The organism is Streptomyces sp. NPDC086777, from assembly GCF_040702065.1.
Classification (GTDB): domain Bacteria; phylum Actinomycetota; class Actinomycetes; order Streptomycetales; family Streptomycetaceae; genus Streptomyces.
In genome coordinates this window covers 48,272-68,861 of record NZ_JBFBJI010000020.1, presented here as the reverse complement: position 1 = coordinate 68,861, position 20,590 = coordinate 48,272, and the positions used below count along the sequence as shown (strand labels likewise).

At 73.6% G+C, this 20,590-nt stretch carries 17 protein-coding genes; 8 read left to right on the top strand and 9 right to left on the bottom strand.

The features are described from left to right. Positions 1-468 precede the first annotated feature (468 nt). Positions 469-1,236, bottom strand: a complete 768-nt coding sequence (locus tag AB0472_RS26570; protein WP_366359680.1) for a GntR family transcriptional regulator — start codon at positions 1,234-1,236, stop codon at positions 469-471. Positions 1,237-1,399: 163 nt separating this feature from the next. Here AB0472_RS26570 and AB0472_RS26565 point away from each other — a divergent pair, with 163 nt between their 5' ends. Together AB0472_RS26565 and AB0472_RS26560 are read left to right on the top strand one after the other, a co-directional pair. Further along, entirely contained in the window at positions 1,400-2,224 is an 825-nt protein-coding gene (locus AB0472_RS26565; RefSeq protein ID WP_366359678.1) for a (2Fe-2S)-binding protein, read from the top strand. Positions 2,225-2,552: 328 nt separating this feature from the next. Further along, complete coding sequence (locus AB0472_RS26560; RefSeq protein ID WP_366359676.1) at positions 2,553-3,587, top strand: DUF2637 domain-containing protein; 1,035 nt, start codon at positions 2,553-2,555, stop codon at positions 3,585-3,587. Positions 3,588-3,669: 82 nt separating this feature from the next. Here AB0472_RS26560 and AB0472_RS26555 read toward each other — a convergent pair whose 3' ends face one another. The 3 genes from AB0472_RS26555 to AB0472_RS26545 all read right to left on the bottom strand — a co-directional run bounded on the left by AB0472_RS26555 (position 3,670) and on the right by AB0472_RS26545 (position 5,640). After that, positions 3,670-4,125 carry an ATP-binding protein gene (locus AB0472_RS26555; protein WP_366359674.1) on the bottom strand — a complete coding sequence of 152 codons (456 nt, stop codon included), beginning with the start codon at positions 4,123-4,125 and terminating at the stop codon, positions 3,670-3,672. 308 nt (positions 4,126-4,433) lie between these two features. Next, complete coding sequence (locus tag AB0472_RS26550; RefSeq protein ID WP_366359672.1) at positions 4,434-4,895, bottom strand: hypothetical protein; 462 nt, start codon at positions 4,893-4,895, stop codon at positions 4,434-4,436. A 124-nt stretch (positions 4,896-5,019) separates the two neighbouring features. Further along, on the bottom strand, positions 5,020-5,640 hold the full coding sequence (locus AB0472_RS26545; RefSeq protein WP_366359670.1) for a hypothetical protein: 621 nt from the start codon (positions 5,638-5,640) through the stop codon (positions 5,020-5,022). 216 nt (positions 5,641-5,856) lie between these two features. On the opposite strand from AB0472_RS26545, the gene AB0472_RS26540 reads away from it, so the two are divergent. Beyond that, complete coding sequence (locus tag AB0472_RS26540; protein WP_366359668.1) at positions 5,857-7,236, top strand: helix-turn-helix domain-containing protein; 1,380 nt, start codon at positions 5,857-5,859, stop codon at positions 7,234-7,236. Between the two features lie 26 nt (positions 7,237-7,262). Here the strand turns inward: AB0472_RS26540 and AB0472_RS26535 are convergent, their stop codons facing one another. Continuing rightward, positions 7,263-9,005, bottom strand: coding sequence for a pyruvate dehydrogenase (locus tag AB0472_RS26535; protein ID WP_366359666.1), 1,743 nt, complete (start codon positions 9,003-9,005; stop codon positions 7,263-7,265). A 77-nt stretch (positions 9,006-9,082) separates the two neighbouring features. Continuing rightward, positions 9,083-10,612 carry a protein phosphatase 2C domain-containing protein gene (locus AB0472_RS26530; RefSeq protein WP_366359664.1) on the bottom strand — a complete coding sequence of 510 codons (1,530 nt, stop codon included), beginning with the start codon at positions 10,610-10,612 and terminating at the stop codon, positions 9,083-9,085. Positions 10,613-11,153: 541 nt separating this feature from the next. Between AB0472_RS26530 and AB0472_RS26525 the strand changes: the two genes are divergently transcribed. Next, positions 11,154-12,134, top strand: coding sequence for a helix-turn-helix domain-containing protein (locus AB0472_RS26525; RefSeq protein ID WP_366359662.1), 981 nt, complete (start codon positions 11,154-11,156; stop codon positions 12,132-12,134). 36 nt (positions 12,135-12,170) lie between these two features. Next, positions 12,171-12,656, top strand: coding sequence for a DUF456 domain-containing protein (locus AB0472_RS26520; protein WP_366359660.1), 486 nt, complete (start codon positions 12,171-12,173; stop codon positions 12,654-12,656). Positions 12,657-12,660: 4 nt separating this feature from the next. Here AB0472_RS26520 and AB0472_RS26515 read toward each other — a convergent pair whose 3' ends face one another. The 3 genes from AB0472_RS26515 to rsgA all read right to left on the bottom strand — a co-directional run bounded on the left by AB0472_RS26515 (position 12,661) and on the right by rsgA (position 16,842). Beyond that, positions 12,661-13,842, bottom strand: a complete 1,182-nt coding sequence (locus AB0472_RS26515) for an SGNH/GDSL hydrolase family protein (RefSeq protein ID WP_366359658.1) — start codon at positions 13,840-13,842, stop codon at positions 12,661-12,663. Between the two features lie 322 nt (positions 13,843-14,164). After that, entirely contained in the window at positions 14,165-15,577 is a 1,413-nt protein-coding gene (locus tag AB0472_RS26510) for an AlkA N-terminal domain-containing protein (protein WP_366359885.1), read from the bottom strand. 170 nt (positions 15,578-15,747) lie between these two features. Further along, a complete protein-coding gene (gene rsgA, locus AB0472_RS26505; protein WP_366359656.1) occupies positions 15,748-16,842 on the bottom strand; it encodes a ribosome small subunit-dependent GTPase A in 1,095 nt (364 codons plus the stop codon). A 351-nt stretch (positions 16,843-17,193) separates the two neighbouring features. Here rsgA and AB0472_RS26500 point away from each other — a divergent pair, with 351 nt between their 5' ends. The 3 genes from AB0472_RS26500 (at position 17,194) to AB0472_RS26490 (ending at position 20,573) form a co-directional block, all read left to right on the top strand. Further along, positions 17,194-18,513, top strand: a complete 1,320-nt coding sequence (locus AB0472_RS26500) for an acyltransferase (protein WP_366359654.1) — start codon at positions 17,194-17,196, stop codon at positions 18,511-18,513. Positions 18,514-18,654: 141 nt separating this feature from the next. Then, a complete protein-coding gene (locus tag AB0472_RS26495; RefSeq protein WP_016578941.1) occupies positions 18,655-18,858 on the top strand; it encodes a cold-shock protein in 204 nt (67 codons plus the stop codon). Between the two features lie 86 nt (positions 18,859-18,944). Beyond that, a complete protein-coding gene (locus tag AB0472_RS26490; RefSeq protein ID WP_366359651.1) occupies positions 18,945-20,573 on the top strand; it encodes a DEAD/DEAH box helicase in 1,629 nt (542 codons plus the stop codon). The last annotated feature ends 17 nt before the right edge of the window (positions 20,574-20,590 follow it).

Genomic DNA, 20,590 nt, shown 5'->3' with positions numbered 1-20,590 from the left:
CACCTGCGCTTGCAGGGTGCCTCCCCCGGCCTTCGGCCGGGAGGACCCCCAGCGCCCACCCGGGCCGCCCTGGGGGCACCTCCCAGGCCCTTGAGGCACGGGGGGAGGCACGACTGCCCGCAGCTGTGCAACCTCCGCCAAGGGCGCGAGGAACCACGCGACAAACCACGACACACCCGCACCCGACAGACCGTCCACAGCCGCGACGTCCCCCGCCAAGGGCGCGAGGAACCGCGCGACAAACCACGACACACCCGCACCCGACAGACCGTCCACAGCCGCGACGTGCCCCGCCAGGGGCGCGGGGAACTGCGCGACAAGCCACGAAGCACCCGCACCCGGCAGGGGGTCCGCAGTGGCGCAGCCCCGTCGGGGGCGCGGGGAACTGCGCGGTGAGCCGCGATGCGCCCGCGGCCGGCAGGGGGCCGTGGCTGCACGGTGGGATGCCGTGCCGACGCCTCCGGTCTGTCAGCCGGCGGCGGCGAAATGCCCGGTCGCCAGCCTCCGCACCGCGTCCAGTTCCCCCGAGGCCAGCGCCTCCAGCAGCGCCGCATGCTCGGCCGCGTCCGCCATGAGGTCGGCGCGTGCCCCGTGCAACGGAACCGCCCGGCGGTGCAGGTCCTCGGCGATCTGAACCAGTTGCTCGTTGCCCGCCAGGGCCAGCACCGCCCGGTGGAAGGCCCGGTCGGCGCCCGCGTACGTCGCCCGGCATCCGGACGCCGCGGCCCGCACCGACTCCTCGGCGAGCGGCTGCAACGCGGCCCACCGCTCGGCGGGTACGCTGCGCGCCAGCCGCAGCAGCACCGGTACCTCGATCAGGGCCCGTACCTCGGCGAGTTCCGCGAGCTCGCGGGCGCCCCGCTCGACGACGCGGAACCCGCGGTTGGGCACGACCTCGACCGCGCCCTCCTGCGCCAGCTGCTGCATCGCCTCGCGGACCGGTGTGGCGGAGACCCCGAACCGCTCCCCGAGGGCCGGTGCCGAGTACACCTCGCCGGGCGCCAGCTCGCCGCTGACCAGTGCGGTACGCAGCGCGTCGAGGATCTGCCCGCGCACGGACGCCCGCTGTACGGCGGGCCTGGGCTGCGGGATGGGCCGCTCGCTGTGGGTGTGCTCACCCCGGGCGGCGGGCTGGCCGGCGGGGAACCCGGGTGCCTCCCGTGCCGACTCCTCGGACCGCGACTGCGCCGGCACCCTGGCCGTCCCGGCGGGAGCCGGGTGCGCGCGCTGGTTCACAGGTCCTCCTCCGGCTCGTCGGCACTTGGGTCATTAACGGCGGGTTGTTACTTGTCCGTCAAGCACCTTAGGCGCACAAGGCGCTGGTTCAAATTTCCGAACGAATGGGTAAGGTAAGGCTTACTTATCTGACTGTCGGCCCGCGCCCGATCGGTGGTAGCCCATGCCCTCCCCCGTCTCCGCCGCCTACGCACGCCTCACCGAGGCCTGCCCGGACCTGGCGGTCACGGAGCTGGGTCCCGGCGGACCGGCACCCCGGGGCGGCGGCTGGGTCGGCGCCGCCGAGCTGGCGGCCGGCGGCGCGGGCCTGGACGCCTTCCTGGCCTGGGACGAGGCCCAGATCCTGCGGGACGAGGGGAAGCCGGCCCGCCCCGACGTGGTCGCCACCTTCGGCCTGCACCGCTACGGGTGGGCCGCCTGCCTGCTGATCACCCTCCCCTGGTTCCTGGAGCGCCGGGTCCCCCGCCTCCCCGCGACGGCGGTGTCGTACGACCGCACGGCGGGCCGGATGGCCGTACGGGTCGATTCCTTCGCCTGCCTGCCGGGCGATCCGGCGGCGGCGCTGCCCGGCGCGGTCGTGGTGGCCGGCGAGGAGGCGCTGCGGGCCGAGGTACGGGCGGCGGTCGCCGAGCACCTGGAGCCGGTCCTCGCCGGTTTCGGGCCGCGGATGCGGCGGCGCGGGCGCGCCCTGTGGGGGATGGCGACGGACGAGGTCGTGGAGGGGCTCTGGTACATCGCCGGACTGCTCGGGGACGAGGCACGGGCCGTACGCGAACTCGAACAGCTACTCCCGGGCGCGACCAGGCCGTACGTCGGGTCGGCCGCCTTCCGGGTGCTGTCAGGACCGGCCGGGGAACCGCTGCCGACCCGGGACCGGGCGAGCTGCTGCATGTACTACACGCTGCGCCCCGAGGACACCTGCGCCACCTGCCCGCGCACCTGCGACGACGAGCGGATCGCCAAACTCGCCGCGGCCGCGGCCGCCTGAGTCCCCCTCAGGCCGCGCGACACCCACCCCCGGGACACGGCACCCGCCGGCATCCACTAAGATCGCCGGTGGCAAGATCGCCCCTGCGCGGACAGGAAATTCACAACTTCCTCACTTGCCGCAGGAACTTTCCGAGGAACCACCCGTATGGGTAGTCTTACTCGAACTCAACTCCCGCCCCTCACGCGGCAGTTCGAGCAGAATGCCGTCCTGGGGCATCTCCTTGCACTTCCTTGGCGGCCTCTTGCCCCGAAACCCCCTGAGGGCCAGTGGGATTGGGCCACTATGGCGGGCGATACGCCCTATCCCAATGCAAGGGACCCCCTAGATGAGACTGACCGACATATCGCTGAACTGGCTGCTTCCCGGCGCCGTACTGCTCCTGGGCATGCTGGTCGCGGTGGCGGTGCTTGCGCGCTCCAAGCGGTCCGGCGGGGAGCACGCGAAGGACGACTCGTGGGAGCGCAGCGAGGAGCGCCGCCGGCGCAAGGAGGCCATATACGCCACCGCCTCCTACGTCCTGCTGTTCTGCTGTGCGGCGGTCGCGGCCGCGCTCTCCTTCCACGGGCTGGTCGGCTTCGGCCAGCAGAACCTCAACCTGTCCGGCGGCTGGGAGTACCTGGTGCCGTTCGGCCTGGACGGTGCGGCGATGTTCTGCTCCGTCCTCGCGGTGCGCGAGGCCAGCCACGGTGACGCGGCGCTCGGCTCCCGGATTCTGGTGTGGACGTTCGCGGGCGCCTCTGCCTGGTTCAACTGGGTGCACGCGCCGAGGGGCGGCGGCCACGACGGTGCTCCGCAGTTCTTCTCCGGCATGTCGCTCTCGGCGGCCGTGCTCTTCGACCGCGCGCTGAAGCAGACCCGCCGGGCCGCGCTGCGCGAGCAGGGTCTGGTGCCGCGCCCACTGCCCCAGATCCGCATCGTGCGCTGGATGCGCGCCCCCATCGAGACCTACCGGGCCTGGTCGCTGATGCTCCTGGAGGGCGTGCGCAGCCTGGACGAGGCGGTCGAGGAGGTGCGCGACGACAAGCGGCAGAAGGAGGAGAACCGACTGCGCCGCCGCGAGCAGCACCGTCTGGAGAAGGCTCAGCTCAAGGCCATAAGCCGCGGCCACCGGGGATTCGTCGGACGCGTCGGCCGGCAGGACGAGGTGCACCAGGTGGAGCGCGCCTCCCAGCCCACTGCGGAGCCTGCCATAGCGGCGCCGGAGCAGCTGCCCGTACGCCAGCGGCCCTCCCTTCAGCCCGTCCGCAAAGGGTCTGACCCGATCACGGTCGACCTGACCGCGGAGGACGACACAATGGCGCTGCCGCGCCTCGACTCCCTGGAGCGCAAGCTCAAGGACCTTGAGCAGCAGTTCGGCTGACCGGCCGCTGCCGCACAGCACCTCGGGACGGGGGCGTGACCATGATGGTCACGCCCCCGTCCCGTAGGGTCCGAGGCGCCGGCTAGGCGGCCTCCGCGTCCAGTTCGAACCAGACCGACTTGCCGATCTCGTGCGGCTGCACGCCCCACGCGTCGGCGAAGGCGTCGACCAGAACGAGGCCCCGGCCGTGCGTGCCGTCGCCCGAGTCGGTGTCCGGGCTGCACATCCGCGGCCTGCGGGCCACGAAGTCCCGTACCTCCACCCGCAGTTGTCCCGACGCCACGACGGCCGTCAGCACTGCCTCCCGGTTGGTGTGGACGAGCGCGTTGGTGACGAGTTCACTGGTGAGCAGTTCCGCTATCTCGGAGCGGCCGGGCCGCCCCCAGTGCCGCAGCAGTTCGCGCAGTTCCCTGCGCGCCTCGGGCACCGCCCGCAGGTCCGACCGTCCCAGCCGGCGCCTGAGCTGCGACGGGTTTCCCCGTTCTGTCGTGTCGGTCTCTTCCCCCGCCGTCTGCGCCGAGGAGGCCCCGATGGCCACGGGACCGCCCCCTCGTGCCTGACTGTTCATGACCCCCGCCCGCACGCTGTTTGCCGGTTCCCCTCCTGATCGAACACGTTCACGGGGATCCATGCCCGCTCGGGCACGCGCCAGTCATGTCACGCCGATGACGACCGGGTGTTCGGCCATGTCCCGGGCCCGCTCCGGCCGGTACGCCCCCGTCCGGACCGTCCCGTACGCGCCAAGGGTGCCGTGGACCCTGCGTGATTCGGCCCTGTGGGCAACCCCCCGGGTTCTTTCACGCGGTCCACGGCACCGGCGAACCTGGCCGAAACCCGTCCTTCCGGCTACTTGCTCCCGAGGCCCTTGGTACCGATGTTGACGATCTTGTGGGTGTCGCGGGTCATGTCGACGACCAGCTTCGAGGTGGTGTTGCGGCTCCAGGTGAGCGTGATCACGGCCTCCGTGTACTTTCCGGTGCCGTTGTCCGTGACCTTCCACTTGAGCGGGGTGTTCTGGGCCCGCAGCACCCCGTCCGCGTGCTCGCGGTTCTCCCAGGCCTTCAGCTTCTTCAGGTAGGTCGGGGCGATGTAGTAGGCACGCAGCGCGGTGGGCAGGTTGCCGCTGCCGTCCGGGTCGCTCTCCGCGTCGATGTAGGCACCGTAGAAGTCGGCGATGCGGGTGATGTTGTCGGCCGGGTTGCCGCTGACGGTGCGCGGTGCGCCGGCCGAGGCCTGGGCGGTGGCGCCGAGCCCGAGGGCCACGGCGAGGACGCCGGCGGTGAGGACGGCGCGGGTCTTGCTGCTCATGTCTGATCCCCGTTTTCTGTGTCTTCGTGTTTCGTGTTTCGTGTTTGTGGGTCCTGCGTCCTGTGTCGGGGCCGCCCTCCCCTCCCCCGAGGGAGAGGGCGGCCCCGGCCCTGGTGACCGTGCGTCAGTGCAGCTTGTTCACGGCCGTGGTGGTGGTCTTCCTGAAGGCCTTCACGGGCGCGTCCACGAAGCCGCCGAGCTGCCCCCAGTCCACGACGGTGACGGTGCGCCCCTCCCGGCCGATGGAGATCAACCGGATGTCACTCGCGCCCCAGGCGGTCACGGTGCGCAGGGCGTAGACATGGGCGCCGTCCCCGACCGGGAGGGTGCCGTGGTCCTGGAACGTGGCCCGGGTCTGCGGGTCCGCCATCTCGATCCGGTCCGCGCAGGACACGATGTCCTCGTCGAGCTTCGCGAACCGGCCCTTCGCCAGGCGGACGCTGGGCAGCTCGGCGCTGACCTGGCGGGCGCTCGTGTCGAGGTCGGTCCGGAACGTCCGGTACCAGGAGTCCTGACCGCCGCCGAGCCCGACGCCGATACAGATGTCCTGCCTGACCTCCTCCGGGATACCGGCGGTGACCTTGCCGGCCGTCCAGGACGTGCCGGCCCGCGGCGGCAGGTCGGCGGCGGAGAGGAAGCCGGGCGCCTTGGGTGCGGCCGCCGCCGGAGCGGCGAGCGCGGTACCGGCGACGAGTGCGGCACCGGCGATCGCGGTGAGCGCGCCTGCTCGGGTGCGCTTGGGCATGGGTGTTCCCCCGTAGATCGGTGCATGGATGTCGGATGCCGCCGACGGCGCCGGATGGTCGGTCCGGCCCAGGTCGGTGCGACACCAGAAGCATCGGCCGTCACCTGGGCGAACGGCAACGGCCACCGGCCGTTGCGCCGGCCTGGAACCATCCCAGCCCTGCTGACGTGCAGGTATATGAGTGCCTGGGATACGGACGAGCGGGGGAAGGTGCCCGTGCGCGACGACGTCGAGGAGTTCGCGGCGCTGCTGCGGCAGTTGAAGGACCGTACGGACCGGAGCTACGGCTCGCTGGCCCGCCGCCTGAACATGAACACCTCCACCCTGCACCGCTACTGCGCGGGCGAGGCGGTCCCGCTGGACTTCGCCCCGGTGGAGCGCCTGGCCGCGTTCTGCGGGGCGACACCGCGGGAACGGCTCGAACTCCACGAGCGCTGGCTGCGCGCGGTGGCGGCCCGCCAGCGACCACGCGGCACGGAGAGCACGGAGAACACCGAGAACGCAGAGAACGCGGAGAACGCGGAGAACGCGGAGAACGCCGAGAACACGGAGTCCGGGGCGACGGCTGTCCGTGCCGCCGAACCCGTGCGGACCCCGCAGGCCGCCGCGGAGCCCCTGCCGGATACGGTCCCCGCACCGGAGCCGGCCCCCGGCGCCCGCCCCTGGTACCGACGGCGTCGCACGCTGGTCGTCTCGGCCGTGGCCACGGTGCTCCTGACGACACTGGGCACCCTGGCCGCCCTCCCGGACGACCGGCGGGCCACCGGCGCGGCGCCCCGGAGTCCCGGCTCCGCCGTCACGACCGCCGCCGGTGACGCCCAGCGCCACGGCAACCGCACCACCGGCCCGGCACCGAACTCCGCCACCCCGTCGTCCCCGGTCCCGGCCTCGGCCTCGAGGCCGTCCGCGTCGGGCGGGGCAACGGCCTCCTCCCCCACCGGCGGGACGCCCATCACCCCCGGCCCGACCGCCGTCCCCCTCACCTGGACCGCGAACTCGCAGCTGTGGGAGCTGGGCTGCGACCACGACTACGTCATCGACAAGCAGCCTGCCCGGGTCCCGCCGCCGCCCGCCCCGCAGGACGCCGGCACCTGGGCGGCCACCCAGAACGCGGTGCACGGCGGCAACACGATCGTGGACGTCTCCGTGCAGGGCCGTTCGTCCACGGCCGTCGTCCTGGAGGCGCTGCGGGTGCGCGTCGTCGGCCGAACGGCTCCCGCGCCCGGCATCGCCTACTCCATGGCCGACGGCTGCGGTGGTGGGCTCACCCCGCGGTACTTCGACGTCAACCTGGACAAGGACCGCCCCATCGCCCGCCCGGTGGCCGGTGAGGGTCCCGACGGGAAGACCGTCTCGACCATGCACCTGCCCTACCGGGTCTCCGCCACCGACCCCGAGGTGCTGCGCGTCAAGGCGAGCACCGCGGGCTGCGACTGCCGCTGGTACCTCGAACTCGACTGGTCGTCACAGGGCCGCAGCGGCACCGTCCGGATCGACGACCACGGACGGCCGTTCCGAACCAGCTCCGTCAAGGGCCTGCCGCACTACTGGTACGGCTTCGTGGACGGCGTCCGCCAGTGGGTGCCCACCGGCTGAGCGACGCCGCCGAACGATGCCACTGTTCACGGCCGGGGCACGTTGCGCAGGTTGGAGCGGGCCATCTGGACCATCCGGCCCACGCCGCCGTCCAGCACCATCTTGGACGCGGAGAGCGCGAACCCGGTGACCATCTCGGCCTTGATCTTCGGGGGGATGGACAGCGCGTTGGGGTCGGTGACCACGTCGACCAGGGCGGGCCCCTTGTGCCGGAAGGCGTCCTTGAGCGCGCCGGCCAGCTGCTTCGGTTTCTCGACCCGCACCCCGTAGGCGCCGCAGGCCCGGGCGACGGCGGCGAAGTCGGGGTTGGTGTTGCCGGTGCCGTACGCGGGCAGCCCCGCGACCAGCATCTCCAGCTCGACCATGCTCAGCGCCGAGTTGTTGAACAGGACCACCTTCACCGGCAGGTCGTACTGGACCAGGGTGAGGAAGTCGCCCATCAGCATGGCGAACCCGCCGTCCCCGGACATCGACACGACCTGCCGCCGCCGGTCGGTGAACTGGGCGCCGATCGCCATCGGCAGTGCGTTGGCCATCGAGCCGTGCGAGAAGGAACCGATGACCCGGCGGCGGCCGTTGGGCGAGAGGTAGCGGGCGGCCCACACGTTGCACATGCCGGTGTCGACGGTGAACACGGCGTCGTCGTCGGCGAGTTCGTCGAGAACGGAGGCCACGTACTCCGGGTGGATCGGGACGTGCTTCTCGACCTTCCGCGTGTACGCCTTCACCACTCCTTCCAGCGCGTCCGCGTGCTTCTTCAGCATCCGGTCGAGGAACCGCCGGTTCTCCTTGGCCCGCACCCGCGGCACCAGGCAGCGCAGCGTCTCGCGCACGTCGCCCCAGACCGCGAGGTCCAGCCGGGAGCGGCGGCCGAGCACCTCGGGGCGGACGTCGACCTGGACGATCTGCACGTCGTCGGGGAGGAAGGCGTTGTACGGGAAGTCGGTGCCGAGCAGGATCAGCAGGTCGCACTCGTGGGTGGCCTCGTAGGCGGCGCCGTAGCCGAGCAGCCCGCTCATGCCGACGTCGTACGGGTTGTCGTACTGGATCCACTCCTTGCCGCGCAGGGCGTGCCCGACCGGGGACTTGACCTTCTCGGCCAGTTCCATGACCTCCGCGTGGGCGCCCGCCGTGCCGCTGCCGCAGAACAGCGTCACCTTGTCGGCCGCGTCGATCATCGCGACCAGTCTGTCGAGTTCGGCGTCGCCGGGGCGGACGGTGGGGCGGGAGGTGACGATGGCGGCCGAGGCGGACTGCTCGGGGGCGGGCTGGTCGGCGATGTCGCCGGGCAGGCTCACCACGCTGACCCCGCTGCGGCCGACCGCGTGCTGGATGGCGGTCTGGAGCAGCCGGGGCATCTGCCGCGGGCTGGAGATCAGTTCGCTGTAGTGGCTGCACTCCTGGAAGAGCCGTTCGGGATGGGTCTCCTGGAAGTAGCCGAGGCCGATCTCGCTGGACGGGATGTGGGAGGCGAGGGCGAGGACCGGGGCCATCGAGCGGTGGGCGTCGTAGAGGCCGTTGATGAGGTGCAGGTTGCCGGGGCCGCAGGAGCCGGCGCAGGCCGCCAGGGTGCCGGTGATCTGGGCCTCGGCACCGGCCGCGAAGGCGGCGGTCTCCTCGTGGCGGACGTGGATCCAGTCGATGGCGGAGTTGCGGCGGACGGCGTCCACGACCGGGTTGAGGCTGTCGCCGACGACGCCGTAGAGGCGGCGCACCCCGGCGCGGACGAGGATGTCGACGAACTGTTCGGCGACGTTCTGCTTGGCCATGGTGGTCGGGCACCCTTCGGCTGCGCGGATCTCCGGCTCCCCCGCGATGCCCTTCCATGTATCCACAGCGGCCGCGCTCACGCCTCCCAGACGGCCGCCGCCGTACGGTCGTCGGCGTATCCCTTGACCCGGACCTGGGTGTCCGCGAGGAACGCGGCTAGGCCCGGCGGGGTGTGGCCTGACCAGCGTCGGGCCAGGTAGGCGCAGAGTGCGGGTTCGCCGCGCAGCGGGTCGGCGAGGCCGCCCGTGCACATCACGAGGGCGTCACCCGGGCGGGCTACCGAGGCCCGGAACAGGAACGGGTCGCGGGGCGGTTCGGGGGCCGGTTCGTAGGGGCTGGGCGGGGTCGGGATGCCGAGGTCCATGGTGAGCCGGTCGCCCTGCGGGGTCTCGGAGGGCAGTGAGCCGAAGCCGAGCACGGGTTCACCGGCGGCGTCGGCGTCCACGCGCGGTTCGATGTCCTGCCACTCACCGCCCCGCAGCCGGAACAGACCGCCCTCGCCGACCCCGAAGAAGACGCGGGTACGGCACTGGGGGTGGGCGGGCAGCAGGAGGCAGCGCAGGCTGGCCGCGTACTCCTCGGGGGCGATGCCCTGTTCGGCGGCGCTGGCGCGGAGCCTGCCGAGGCTGCGGTCGGTGAGCCGGTGCAGTCCGGACTTGAGGTCGCCGCGCCGGGCCGCCTGGATGTCGTCGGTGAGCCGCTGATGGCTGCGGCCGACGGCCCTGGCGATCCACTGGCACAGTTCGGCGGCGGCCCGGTGCGCGCCGGGGGTGGCGCGGGCGCCGGTGGCCACCGCGACCAGGACCAGGGCCTGTTCGCCGGTCCCGAACCGGGCGGTGAGCAGGGCGTCGCGGCGCGGTTCGCCCCGGTACCGGGCGGAGTCGCCGCGCTGCGAGACGGCCCGCAGGGTGCAGGCGCCGTACCGGGCGCCGTCCAGGACGGTGTCGGAGACCAGGTCGTCGAGCTCGTCGGGGTCGGCGGCGGGCAGGGCGGTGGGCTCGGCGTCGTAGGTGGGCGGTCCGGAGCCGACGTAGTCGACGGCGGAGGCCGAGGCGGCGGCCGGGACGGCCAGGTCCTCCCCCTCGGCACGGACAGCCGGGTTCTCCTGCGCGGGATAGGCGGCCGGGTACTCCTGCGCGGGATAGGCGGCCGGGCTGTCCTGGGCCGCGTACCCGGCCGGAATCTCCTCGCCCGTGTACCCGGCCGGAATCTCCTCGCCCGTGTACCCGGCCGGAATCTCCTCGGCCGCGTACGTGGGCGGGCCGGGCAGGTCGGGCCGGGTGGCGGGGTACCGGCCCAGCGGGTGCCCGCCGTCCGCCACCGGCGGCTCCTGGTCCTCCACGTCCCAGGGCCAGGTCGGCGCGGCGGTCCCGGTGCCCTCGGCGGGGGCGGGCACCCGCTGGGCCGGCACCGTCGGCGGTGGCGGCTCGTCGCCCGGCTCCGCGGTGCCGCCCCGCCGTCCCCCCACCGTGTTCTTCGCCGAGGCGAAGCGGTCGTCCAGGGAATCGGGTGCGGCCGTCGGGCCGGTGTCCTCGGTGGAGTCGTCGTACAACTGCCCCCACCAGTCGTCGTCGTGACGGGCGGGCCTACCCCCTGGCTGGCTCATGCCCCTAATTGTCCACCGCGGGGGCCGGATGAAAACGGGGCATCAGGAAAATCCCGCACCCGACCCCCGCTCGAACGGCGTGACGAGGGACATCCCGAACACCCGTACAAGGAAGGGGAATCGGCGACACGCGCGGGACGGACGGTGCACAGCACACGGACGAGGCGTGCCGGACGGGGCTGGCAGGAGGGGAGAGGGCGTCGATGCTGACACGTGTGAGTCGCCGGGTGGTCCCACCCCCCACGGGAGAACCACCCGGCGACACCGGAGTGACCGGTCCCAGATCCCCTGCGCGTACGCGCGTCGTGGGGCCGGTCACCGTTCGCACGGCCGAACGCCGTGGCGCCGGCCGGAAGGCCAGATTGTGACGGGTCTTCCTGGCGGTCAGCTGTGAACGGCGCATCGGTTTCCCGTGCGAAGGTGCTGCGGTGACGTGATCTTGGCAGAGTGACCCGCGGTACGGCGATGATGTGCCGCGGCGGGTTTGCGCCGTGGCCGGTTCCCGCCAGGCCACCGGAGTTCGAGGGAGTGACACGGGCCGATGCTGGCAGCGCTGGGGCTGGACGAACGGGACGAGTCGGCGTACCGGGCGCTGGTGTCCGCGGGCGCCGCCGACGTGCCGGGGCTGGCACGGCGCCTGACGCTGACGGAGCCGGACACCGAGCACGCGCTGCGCCGGCTGGAGCGGCACGGGCTGGCGGGCCGGTCCCCGGGCCGGCCTGAGCGCTGGGTGGCGGCGCCGCCCGGGGTCGCACTGGGCGCCCTGCTCACCCAGCAGCGGCACGAACTGGAGAAGGCGGAGCTGGCGGCGGCGCTGCTCGCGGAGGAGTACCGGTCGGCCGCCGCCGAGCCGGCGGTGCACGACCTGGTGGAGGTGGTGACCGGCGCCCCCGCCGTCGCCCGGCGGTTCCGGCAGCTCCAGCTGGGTGCCCTGGACGAGGTGTGCGCGCTGGTCACGGACAGGCCGGTGGCGGTCACCGGGACGGAGAACGAGGCGGAGGAACAGGCCGCGCAACGGGGCGTGCGCTACCGGGTGGTGGTCGAACGGCCGGCGCTCGGCCTGCCGGACGCCGTCCCGGAGCTGACGGCCGCGCTCGGCAGGGACGAGCAGGTGCGGGTGGTGGAGCGGGTGCCGACGAAGCTGGTCGTCGCCGACCGCACGCTGGCGCTGGTCCCCCTCACCTCGTCGGCCGCGGAGCCCGCCGCCCTGGTGGTGCACGCCAGCGGCCTGCTGGAACTTCTGTGCGGCCTGTTCGAGTCCGTGTGGCGGGAGGCGCTGCCGCTGCGGCTCGGTGCGACCGGGGTGGTCGAGGAGGAGCCGGACGGACCCGACGCCACCGACCTGGAGGTGCTGTCGTTCCTGCTGGCGGGCCTCACCGACGCCAGCGTGGCCAAGCAGCTCGACGTGGGCCTGCGGACCGTGCAGCGCCGGGTGCGGCGGCTGATGGAGCTGGCCGGGGTGTCGACCCGCATGCAGCTGGGCTGGCAGGCCTACGAGCGAGGCTGGGTGACCCGGAACTGACCTGCGCGTCCGCCCGCCGTCCGGCACTCTGGGCAGATGGGAGCAGGGGAACTCCTGCTGGTCGGCCTGGTGCTGGTGCTCGGCCTGTGCGGGGTGCTGGTGCCCGGGGTGCCGGGGACGGGGCTGGTGTGGGCCGCGGTGCTGTGGTGGGCGCTGTACGACCCGCGCCCGGTGGCCTGGACGGTCCTGATCGGGGCGACCCTGGTGCTGCTGCTGGCGCTGGTGGTCCGCTGGGTCCTGCCGCCGCGCCGGCTCCGGGCGAGCGGTGCCACCCCCCGGATGGGCGTGTACGCCGGTACCGGCGCCGTCCTCGGTTTCGTCCTGTTCCCCGTGCTCGGTGCGATCCCCGGTTTCATGGCCGGGATCTACCTGCACGAACGCCTCCGGCTCGGCCGCCCTGCGGAGGCGCGGGCCGCCCTGCGCACCGCGATGGGCGCGGGCGGCTCCAGTGTGCTGGCCGAACTGTTCGGCTGCCTGCTCGTCGCGGCCGGCTGGCTGACCGCGGTGTGCTGGACCGGCTGAGCGTTCAGAGCAGGTCGGCGAGCGGGACGGCGTCGGCGAGGGCGCGCGTGCCGGTGTCGTTGAAGTGCAGGTGGTCGCCGGGGTCGTAGGCGGGCCGGATACGGCCGGGCTGCTGCGGATCGCGTACGACGGCGTCGAAGTCGACGTAGGCGTCGAAGACGTGTCCGGTGCGGATCTGCGCGTTCACCCGCCGGCGTACGTCCTCCCGGGCCGCGGTGTAGGCGCTGTACCCCTCATAGGGGGTGAGGGTCGCGCCGACCACCCGGATCCCGCGTTCGTGGGCGCGGGCCACGATGGTGCGGTAGGCCCGTACGAGGTCGGCGGGGTCCGTGACCTCGGGGGTGCCCTTGATGTCGTTGATGCCTTCGAGGAGCACCAGGGTGCGGACCCCGCTCCGGTCGAGCCCGTCGGCGTCCAGGCGGCTGAGGGCCGCGGGTCCTCCGGTGCTGTCGAACAGGAGCCGGTTGCCGGAGATGCCGGCGTTGAGGACGCCGACCCGCAAGGACCGCAGCCGCTCCGCGAGGCGGTCGGGCCAGCGGTGGTTGGCGTCCATGCTGGTGCCGTTGCCGTCGGTGAGGGAGTCGCCGAAGGCGACCACGGTGCCGCGGGTCCCGGCCCGCACGTCGACGCCGGTGACGTAGTACCAGTGGCCGGTGGTGCGGGTGTAGGCGCCCCCGTCCTCGTCGTCGGCCCGCCCGGTGCCGTCGTCGGCGAGGTAGCTGGTCTGGAGGGCGACCCGGTGGTAGGTGGCGGGCCCGGAGTCGCCGGGGGTCTCGACGCTGACCAGCAGGTCGGCGCCGGCCTGCACGGCGAGCGGCACGGGGTCACTGACCAGGTCCTGTCCGACGGGTACGACGGCGGTGCCGGCGCCCGCGAAGGTGGCGGTGCGCATCGAGCCGGGGACGGCGGCCGGCCCGCTGCCCTGCCGCAGCGCGACGGTGACGGCCCCGAGCCGGAGCGGGGCGCCGCCCAGCCGGTTGCTGACCCGCACCCGCACCTCGCTGCCGCCCACGCTCAGGTGAACGACGTTGCGGTACGCGGCGCCGGGCACCGCCGGTTCGGTGCCGGAGGGGGCGGCCTCCCAGCTTCCGGCCCAGAGCGCGGGCTCCGGGTCGGCTCCGGCCTGCCCGCTCACCCCCATCACCGACAACAACGCCACGACGAGCACGCGCCCGACCTTGCCCATCCCCACCTGCCCTTCCGAGGCCTACAGGAGGGGAAGGTGACATACGGGCGGTGCCCTGAAACAGCGACGCGACCAGGAGACCACCCAGGTGGCGGAGCATGAGGAGGAACCCGGCGGAGGTGGGGACGGCGCCGGTTCGCCTGAGCAGCTGTGACGCGGCTGGGCAGCGCCCCGTAAGGGGCGCGGGGAACTGCGCGACCAGCCCCTGCGCACCCGCAGCCGGCGAACTACCGTCACCGGGCTCACCTCCCCGGACAGACGCCTGCCCGTAGCTGGTGCCGCAGGGCGGCACGGATGGGTGCTGGGGGTCCCCCGGCCGGCGTCAGGCGCTCGGTGCGCCTTCCGCCAGCAGGTGGCGCACGGCGTACGAGCGCCAGGGCCGCCAGTCGTCGGGTACGGCCAGGCCGGGCAGGCCGGGCAGCGCGACGTCCGGGTCGGCGAGGGCGCGGACGCGAACCGTGGCGACGGTCGCCGGGTCCATCCCGGGCAGGGCCCGCAGCGCCGCCTCCGCCTCGTCCCGGTCGACGCCCGGATCCAGCCGCAGCGTCCCGTCGGCCAGCGCCGCGGCCAGCGCCCCGAGGCTGCCGTCGGGCTCCGCCGCGGCGAGCACCGCGGGCTCGGGGAACAGGTGGGTCGGGCCGCCGGGCGGAGCGTCCAACGCCGTGCCGTACCGCCGTACCAGCCGCTCGGCGCCCGCCGTGCCGACGAGGGCCCGTACGGCGGCCTCGGCCGGGTCGGCGGCGCCGGGTGACCGCAGCCCCGGCCGGGCGGCGACCAGCGGGGCGAGCCGCGGGTCCTCGGCGAGCCGCTCGTCGACGGCGTACGGATCGGCGTCGAGGTCGAACAGCCGGCGCAGCCGCTGTACGGCGGTGGTCAGGTCGCGCGGGTCGGTCAGGCGCAGCCGGGCTTCGAGCCAGCCGCCGGGGTGGGCGCCGAGGCCCGTACCGGCCGCGCGCGTCGTGCCGGTCCGTTCGTCGACGGCGACGACGGCATGCCCGTACGGCAGCCGCAGGGTACGGCGGTAGGTGCGCGTGCCGGGAGTGCCGGTGATCTCCTCCACGCCGGGTACGGCCTCGTGTTCCAGCAGGTCGAAGACGGGCCCGGACTGGTACGGGCCGCGGTGGGCGAGCCGCAGCGGGATGCCGGCGGCCGGGGAGCCGCGCCGGGCGCCCCGGCCGCCGGGCGCGGCCTCGCGCAGCCCGCTCGGAGTGGTGGCGTACACGGCGCGCACGGTGTCGTTGAACTGCCGCACGCTGGCGAAGCCGCTCGCGAACGCCACGTCCGTGATCGGCAGTTCGGTGGTCTGCAGCAGCGTGCGGGCGGTGTGCGCCCGCTGGGCCCGGGCGAGGGCGACGGGGCCGGCGCCGAGTTCCGCGGTGAGCTGCCGCTGCACCTGGCGGGCGCTGTAGCCGAGCCGGTCGGCGAGCCCGCCGACGCCCTCCCGGTCCACCACGCCGTCGCCGATCAGCCGCACGGCCCGGCCGACGACGTCGGCGCGGACGTTCCACTCGGCGGAGCCGGGGACCGCGTCCGGGCGGCACCGCCGGCAGGCCCGGAACCCGGAGCCCTGCGCGGCGGCCGCGGTGGGGAAGAAGCGGACGTTGCGCCGCTTCGGGGTGACGGCGGGGCAGCTGGGACGGCAGTAGATGCCGGTGGTCTCCACGGCGAAGAAGAACGCGCCGTCGAACCGGGCGTCCCGGCTGCGGACCGCCTCGTACCTGGTGTCCTCGTCCATCACGGTTCAAGTGTGGGTGACGGGAGGAAGGAGGGCTGGCGGGAATCGGACATGACGCCGGGGCCGCGTGAACGGAGCTCCCCGCCAGGGGCGCGGGGCCGTGCCGCCGTGCGGCTTGCGCCGCGTGCGCCTGCTCGGTCCCCACGCCTCCTCCCCCCGCAGCGGGCGTGCTACCGCCACCGCCCCCGCTTCGCCTCCATCGCCGCCTTCCCCTCCGCGCCCCGCTTCTTCCAGTCCTTCTTCATCTCGGACCTGAGCCGGGCGTCCGTCTTCGCGACGATCCACTGGTTCTCCCGCATCAGCTTGCGGTAGCTCTCCAGCCGGCGTACGGGCAGTTCTCCGGACTCCACCGCGGAGCGGACCGCACAGCCCGGTTCGCTCTCGTGTCCGCAGTCGGAGAACCGGCAGTCCTCCGCCAGTTCCTCGATCTCGGCGAACACCTGCCCGACCCCGGTCTCGGCGTCGAACAGCCCCACGCCCCGCAGTCCGGGCGTGTCGATCAGGACGCCCCCGGCCGGGAGTGCGAGGAGGTTGCGGGTGGTGGTGGTGTGGCGGCCCTTGCCGTCGACGTCCCGGGCGGCCCGGACGTCCATCACGTCCTCCCCGAGGAGCGCGTTGGCGAGGGTGGACTTGCCGGCACCGGACTGGCCGAGCAGGACCGACGTCCCGGAGCCGACGAGGGCGACGAGCAGGTCCAGGCCGGCGCCCGCGTGCGCGCTGACCGTCAGGACCGGCACGCCGGGGGCCGTCGTCTCCACGTCCTGGACGAGGTACGCAAGGGTGACCGGGTCCGGGACCAGGTCGGCCTTGGTGAGGACCACGACCGGCTGCGCCCCGGATTCCCACGCCAGCGCCAGGAACCGTTCGATGCGGCCGAGGTCGAGTTCGACGGCGAGGGACACCGCGACGATCGCGTGGTCGACGTTGGCGGCGAGGATCTGCCCCTCGGACCGCTTGGAGGAGGTGGAGCGCACGAATGCGGTACGGCGCGGCAGATACGCGCGTACGTAGCGGGGGCTGCCGCCGGGTTCCACGGCGACCCAGTCGCCGGTGCACACGACGCGCATCGGATCGTGCGGGGTGACGAACGCGGTGTCGGCGCGCAGCGTCCCGCCGGCGGTGACGACGTCGCACTGCCCGCGGTCGACGCGGACGACGCGCCCGGCGAGCAGGCCTTCGGCTTCGTAGGGGGCGAACTCCTTCGCCCAGGTCTCGTCCCAGCCGTAGGGGACGAGGTCGGAGAAAACAGCGGAGCTGGAAGTCAAGGGTGACCCTTCACAGGGGCGGCCCCGGGATGTCGAGAGGTCAGCCGGTGGCCGCGGAGGTGGAATGGATGAACTTCTGGTCGCGGGCAGCGCCCATCGCAACGACAGCCATCGGTCAACACCTCCCTGATCGAATCCGGTCACCCGCGGCGCCCCCGAGGGGCAGCCGCCTTGACGTCACCGACCTTAGAACCCGCACGCACCGCACCGCCACCGAATTACGGCGGGGCGGGGGGACTTCCGCGCGACCGGGCCCCGCGGACGGCGCGGACGGTGTCGTACCGGACACGGATCGGTTGCGGCCGGGGCTTTCCGCCACCACGGGCGACGGGCGCCGGGATCATGGGGGCCATGAGCAGAGACCGGTACGTCGACTTCCTGCGCGCGTGGGCGATCGTGCTGGTGGTGCTCGGTCACTGGCTGATCACCGGCCTGGTCCGGGAGCCCGACGGGCGGATCATCGCCCCGGAGCTGCTGGCGACCGTGGACTGGACCCAGTGGCTGACCCTCGGGTTCCAGATCATGCCGCTGTTCTTCCTGGCCGGGGGGCACGCCGCGGGCGGCTCCTGGGCGCGGGCCCGGGCGGCCGGCGGCACGCCCGCGGGGTGGCTGGGGCGGCGGGCGCTGCGGCTGCTGCTGCCGGTGGCCGTCTACAGCGGTGCGGTGCTGCTCGCCGTCGGCGTCTGCACCGCGGCCGGTGTGGACCCGGACACGCTGGCGCTGGTGGGCTGGGCGATGGGGATGCAGTTCTGGTTCCTTCCGGTGTATCTGCTGCTCAGCGCACTCACGCCGGTGCTGTACGCGGCGCATCTGCGGTGGGGGCCATGGGTCCCGCCGGTGCTGGGGACGGTCGCCCTGGTGGCCGACGTGCTCGTGGTGGCCGCGCACACGCCCGGTGTCGGACTGCTGAACTACGTGCTCGTGTGGGGTGTCGCCTACCAGTTGGGGTTCTGCTGGCGGGACGGGCTGCTGACCGGCCGCCGGACCGTGCCGCTCGCGATGGCGGCGGGCGGCGCACTGGCCTTCGCCGCGCTCGTGGCCCTCGGGCCGTTCCCGCTCAGCCTGATCCTGGTGACCGGGCAGAACCCCAGCAACACCAATCCGCCGTCGGCCGCGATGCTGGCGTGGGTGGTCGCCCAGGTCGGCGTCAGCCTTCTCGCGGCGGCGCCGCTGCGGCGGCTGCTGGCGCGCGAGCGGGTGTGGCGGGCGGTCCGGCCGGTGGGTGCGGCCAGCATGACGCTGTACCTGTGGCACATGCTGCCGGTGCTGATCGTCGCCGCCGCGTTCTACCTGACCGGCCTCGCGCCCGAGCCGGCGCTCGGGTCCGCGGCGTGGTGGGCGCTGCGCGTGCCGTGGCTGCTGGTGCTCGGCGCGGTCCTGGCCGGTGTCGTCGCCGCGCTCCGGCCGCTGGAGCGCGGGCTGGGCGTGCTGTACGGGCGGACCGTCCCGGACTCCGGCCTGCGCGGCGCCTGGCCGCTGTGGGCCGGGCTGGCCATGGCCGTCGCCGCCCTGGCCCGCTTCGCCGTGCGGGGCTTCGCGCCCGACGGGCGGTTCCCCCTGCTGCCCGCCGTGGGCCTGGCGCTGGGCACGGTGCTGGTGATGCTTCCGCGGTGGACGGCCGCGGAGCGCCTCGGACAGCCCGGGGCCACGCGCGCTCCGGATCGGGTGTGACGTTGTGCTAGGCTTACCGAGTTGCAGTTGTGGTACCCATGAACCTATGTGCGCCTGACGGGAATGTTTCTCCTGCAGGCGCATTAGTTGTTTTTACCGGCATCTCCGGATGGGGCCTCTGCCTGAAGATCGGAGAAGGTCATGGCACAGGGAACCGTGAAGTGGTTCAACGCCGAAAAGGGTTTCGGCTTCATCCAGCAGGACGGCGGCGGCCCGGACGTGTTCGCCCACTACTCGAACATCCAGTCCCAGGGCTTCCGTGAGCTCCAGGAGGGCCAGCGGGTCTCCTTCGACGTCACGCAGGGCCAGAAGGGCCCGCAGGCGGAGAACATCGTCCCCGCCTGATCGCCGGACGCTCATCCACCCGCCGGGGTCCGTATCGTCATGGTGCGGACCCCGGTTTGTGCTGTTCCAGGAAGGCAGACAGCCGCATGTCCCGCAGGCCCCAGAAGCCGAACAGACGCACCTCGTCGTCCACGTCCTCCGCGGCGTCCCCGCCGTCCGGAGCGGCGGCGCGCGAGTTCCGGCTGCCGGAGAACACGACGCCCGGACTTCCGGCCGTCGACGACTTCGCCGCCCTGGACATGCCCGCGGCGCTGCTGAAGACGCTGACCGCGCAGGGCGTGACCACCCCGTTCCCGATCCAGGCCGCCACGCTGCCCAACTCGCTGGCCGGCCGGGACCTGCTGGGACGGGGACGCACCGGCTCCGGCAAGACCCTCGCGTTCGGGCTGGCGCTGCTGGCCCGTACGGCAGGGCTGCGCGCGCGGCCCAAGGCGCCCCTCGCGCTCGTGCTGGTACCCACCCGTGAGCTCGCCCAGCAGGTCACGGACGCGCTGACGCCCTACGCGACGGCGGTGAACCTCCGGGTGGCCACCGTGGTCGGCGGGCTGTCGATCACCAAGCAGGCCACCACCCTGCGGCGCGGCGCCGAGGTGGTCGTGGCGAGTCCGGGCCGGCTCAACGACCTCGTGGAACGCGGGGACTGCGTGCTCGGCGACGTCCGCATCACGGTGCTGGACGAGGCCGACCAGATGACCGACATGGGCTTCCTGCCGCAGATCACCAAGCTGATCCAGCAGGTACGGCCGGACGGGCAGCGGCTGCTTTTCTCGGCCACCCTGGACCGCAACATCGACCGGCTGGTGCAGCGGTTCCTGACCGATCCCGTGGTGCACTCCGTGGACCCGTCCGCGGGGGCGGTCACCACGATGGAGCACCACGTCCTGCACGTCCAGGACGAGACCGACAAGAAGGCCGTCACCACCCGCATCGCAGCCCGCGACGGCCGGGTCATCCTCTTCCTGGACACCAAGAGGTCCGCCGACCGGCTCGCCAAGCGGCTCCTCGCCGTCGGCGTCCGCGCGGCGGCGCTGCACGGCGGGCGCTCCCAGCCGCAGCGCAACCGCACGCTGGAGCAGTTCAGGAACGGCCAGGTGACCGCGCTGGTGGCGACGAACGTCGCGGCCCGGGGCATACACATCGACGACCTCGACCTCGTCGTGAACGTCGATCCGCCGGCCGACCACAAGGACTACGTCCACCGGGGCGGCCGTACGGCCCGCGCCGGGGGCTCGGGCAGCGTGGTCACGCTGGTGCTGCCCGAGCAGAAGCGGGACGTCACCCGGCTCATGTCGGACGCGGGCATCCGACCCCGTACGGCCCGCATCGCGTCGAGCGACGCCGAGCTGACCACGCTCACCGGCGCCCGCGAGCCGTCCGGGGTGCCGGTCGTCATCGAGGTGCCGCAGCCGACAGCTCCCGCGGGGCCCCGCGCGGACCAGAAGACCGCCGCCAGGTCCGGAGGCCGGCGCCGTCGTTCCGGCGGTGCCGCCGGAACGGCGACCGGCCGCAAGGGGACCGCGGGGGCCAGGGGGGATGCCGCCGCCGCGGCGGGTGGCCGGGGTGCCGACCGCAGAGCCGCGGGCGGTACGGCCTCCGGGAACGCCGCCGGCAAGGAGGACCGCGGGTCCCGGCGACGCGCGCCGGCCGGCGGCGCCGCCGACAAGAACGGCCACGGCTCCGGCCGCCGAGGCGGCCGCCGCACCCCGGCCAACTGAGGCTCCGCCGCGGCGGC

What these genes read in the sequence shown, in the direction of transcription:
- AB0472_RS26565 (WP_366359678.1), top strand. Translation starts at nt 1,400, where the DNA reads ATGCCCTCCCCCGTCTCCGCCGCCTACGCACGCCTCACCGAGGCCTGC.
- AB0472_RS26560 (WP_366359676.1), top strand. Translation starts at nt 2,553, where the DNA reads ATGAGACTGACCGACATATCGCTGAACTGGCTGCTTCCCGGCGCCGTA.
- AB0472_RS26550 (WP_366359672.1), bottom strand. Translation starts at nt 4,895, where the DNA reads ATGAGCAGCAAGACCCGCGCCGTCCTCACCGCCGGCGTCCTCGCCGTG.
- AB0472_RS26545 (WP_366359670.1), bottom strand. Translation starts at nt 5,640, where the DNA reads ATGCCCAAGCGCACCCGAGCAGGCGCGCTCACCGCGATCGCCGGTGCC.
- AB0472_RS26535 (WP_366359666.1), bottom strand. Translation starts at nt 9,005, where the DNA reads ATGGCCAAGCAGAACGTCGCCGAACAGTTCGTCGACATCCTCGTCCGC.
- AB0472_RS26530 (WP_366359664.1), bottom strand. Translation starts at nt 10,612, where the DNA reads ATGAGCCAGCCAGGGGGTAGGCCCGCCCGTCACGACGACGACTGGTGG.
- AB0472_RS26525 (WP_366359662.1), top strand. Translation starts at nt 11,154, where the DNA reads ATGCTGGCAGCGCTGGGGCTGGACGAACGGGACGAGTCGGCGTACCGG.
- AB0472_RS26520 (WP_366359660.1), top strand. Translation starts at nt 12,171, where the DNA reads ATGGGAGCAGGGGAACTCCTGCTGGTCGGCCTGGTGCTGGTGCTCGGC.
- AB0472_RS26515 (WP_366359658.1), bottom strand. Translation starts at nt 13,842, where the DNA reads ATGGGCAAGGTCGGGCGCGTGCTCGTCGTGGCGTTGTTGTCGGTGATG.
- AB0472_RS26510 (WP_366359885.1), bottom strand. Translation starts at nt 15,577, where the DNA reads ATGGACGAGGACACCAGGTACGAGGCGGTCCGCAGCCGGGACGCCCGG.
- AB0472_RS26500 (WP_366359654.1), top strand. Translation starts at nt 17,194, where the DNA reads ATGAGCAGAGACCGGTACGTCGACTTCCTGCGCGCGTGGGCGATCGTG.
- AB0472_RS26495 (WP_016578941.1), top strand. Translation starts at nt 18,655, where the DNA reads ATGGCACAGGGAACCGTGAAGTGGTTCAACGCCGAAAAGGGTTTCGGC.
- AB0472_RS26490 (WP_366359651.1), top strand. Translation starts at nt 18,945, where the DNA reads ATGTCCCGCAGGCCCCAGAAGCCGAACAGACGCACCTCGTCGTCCACG.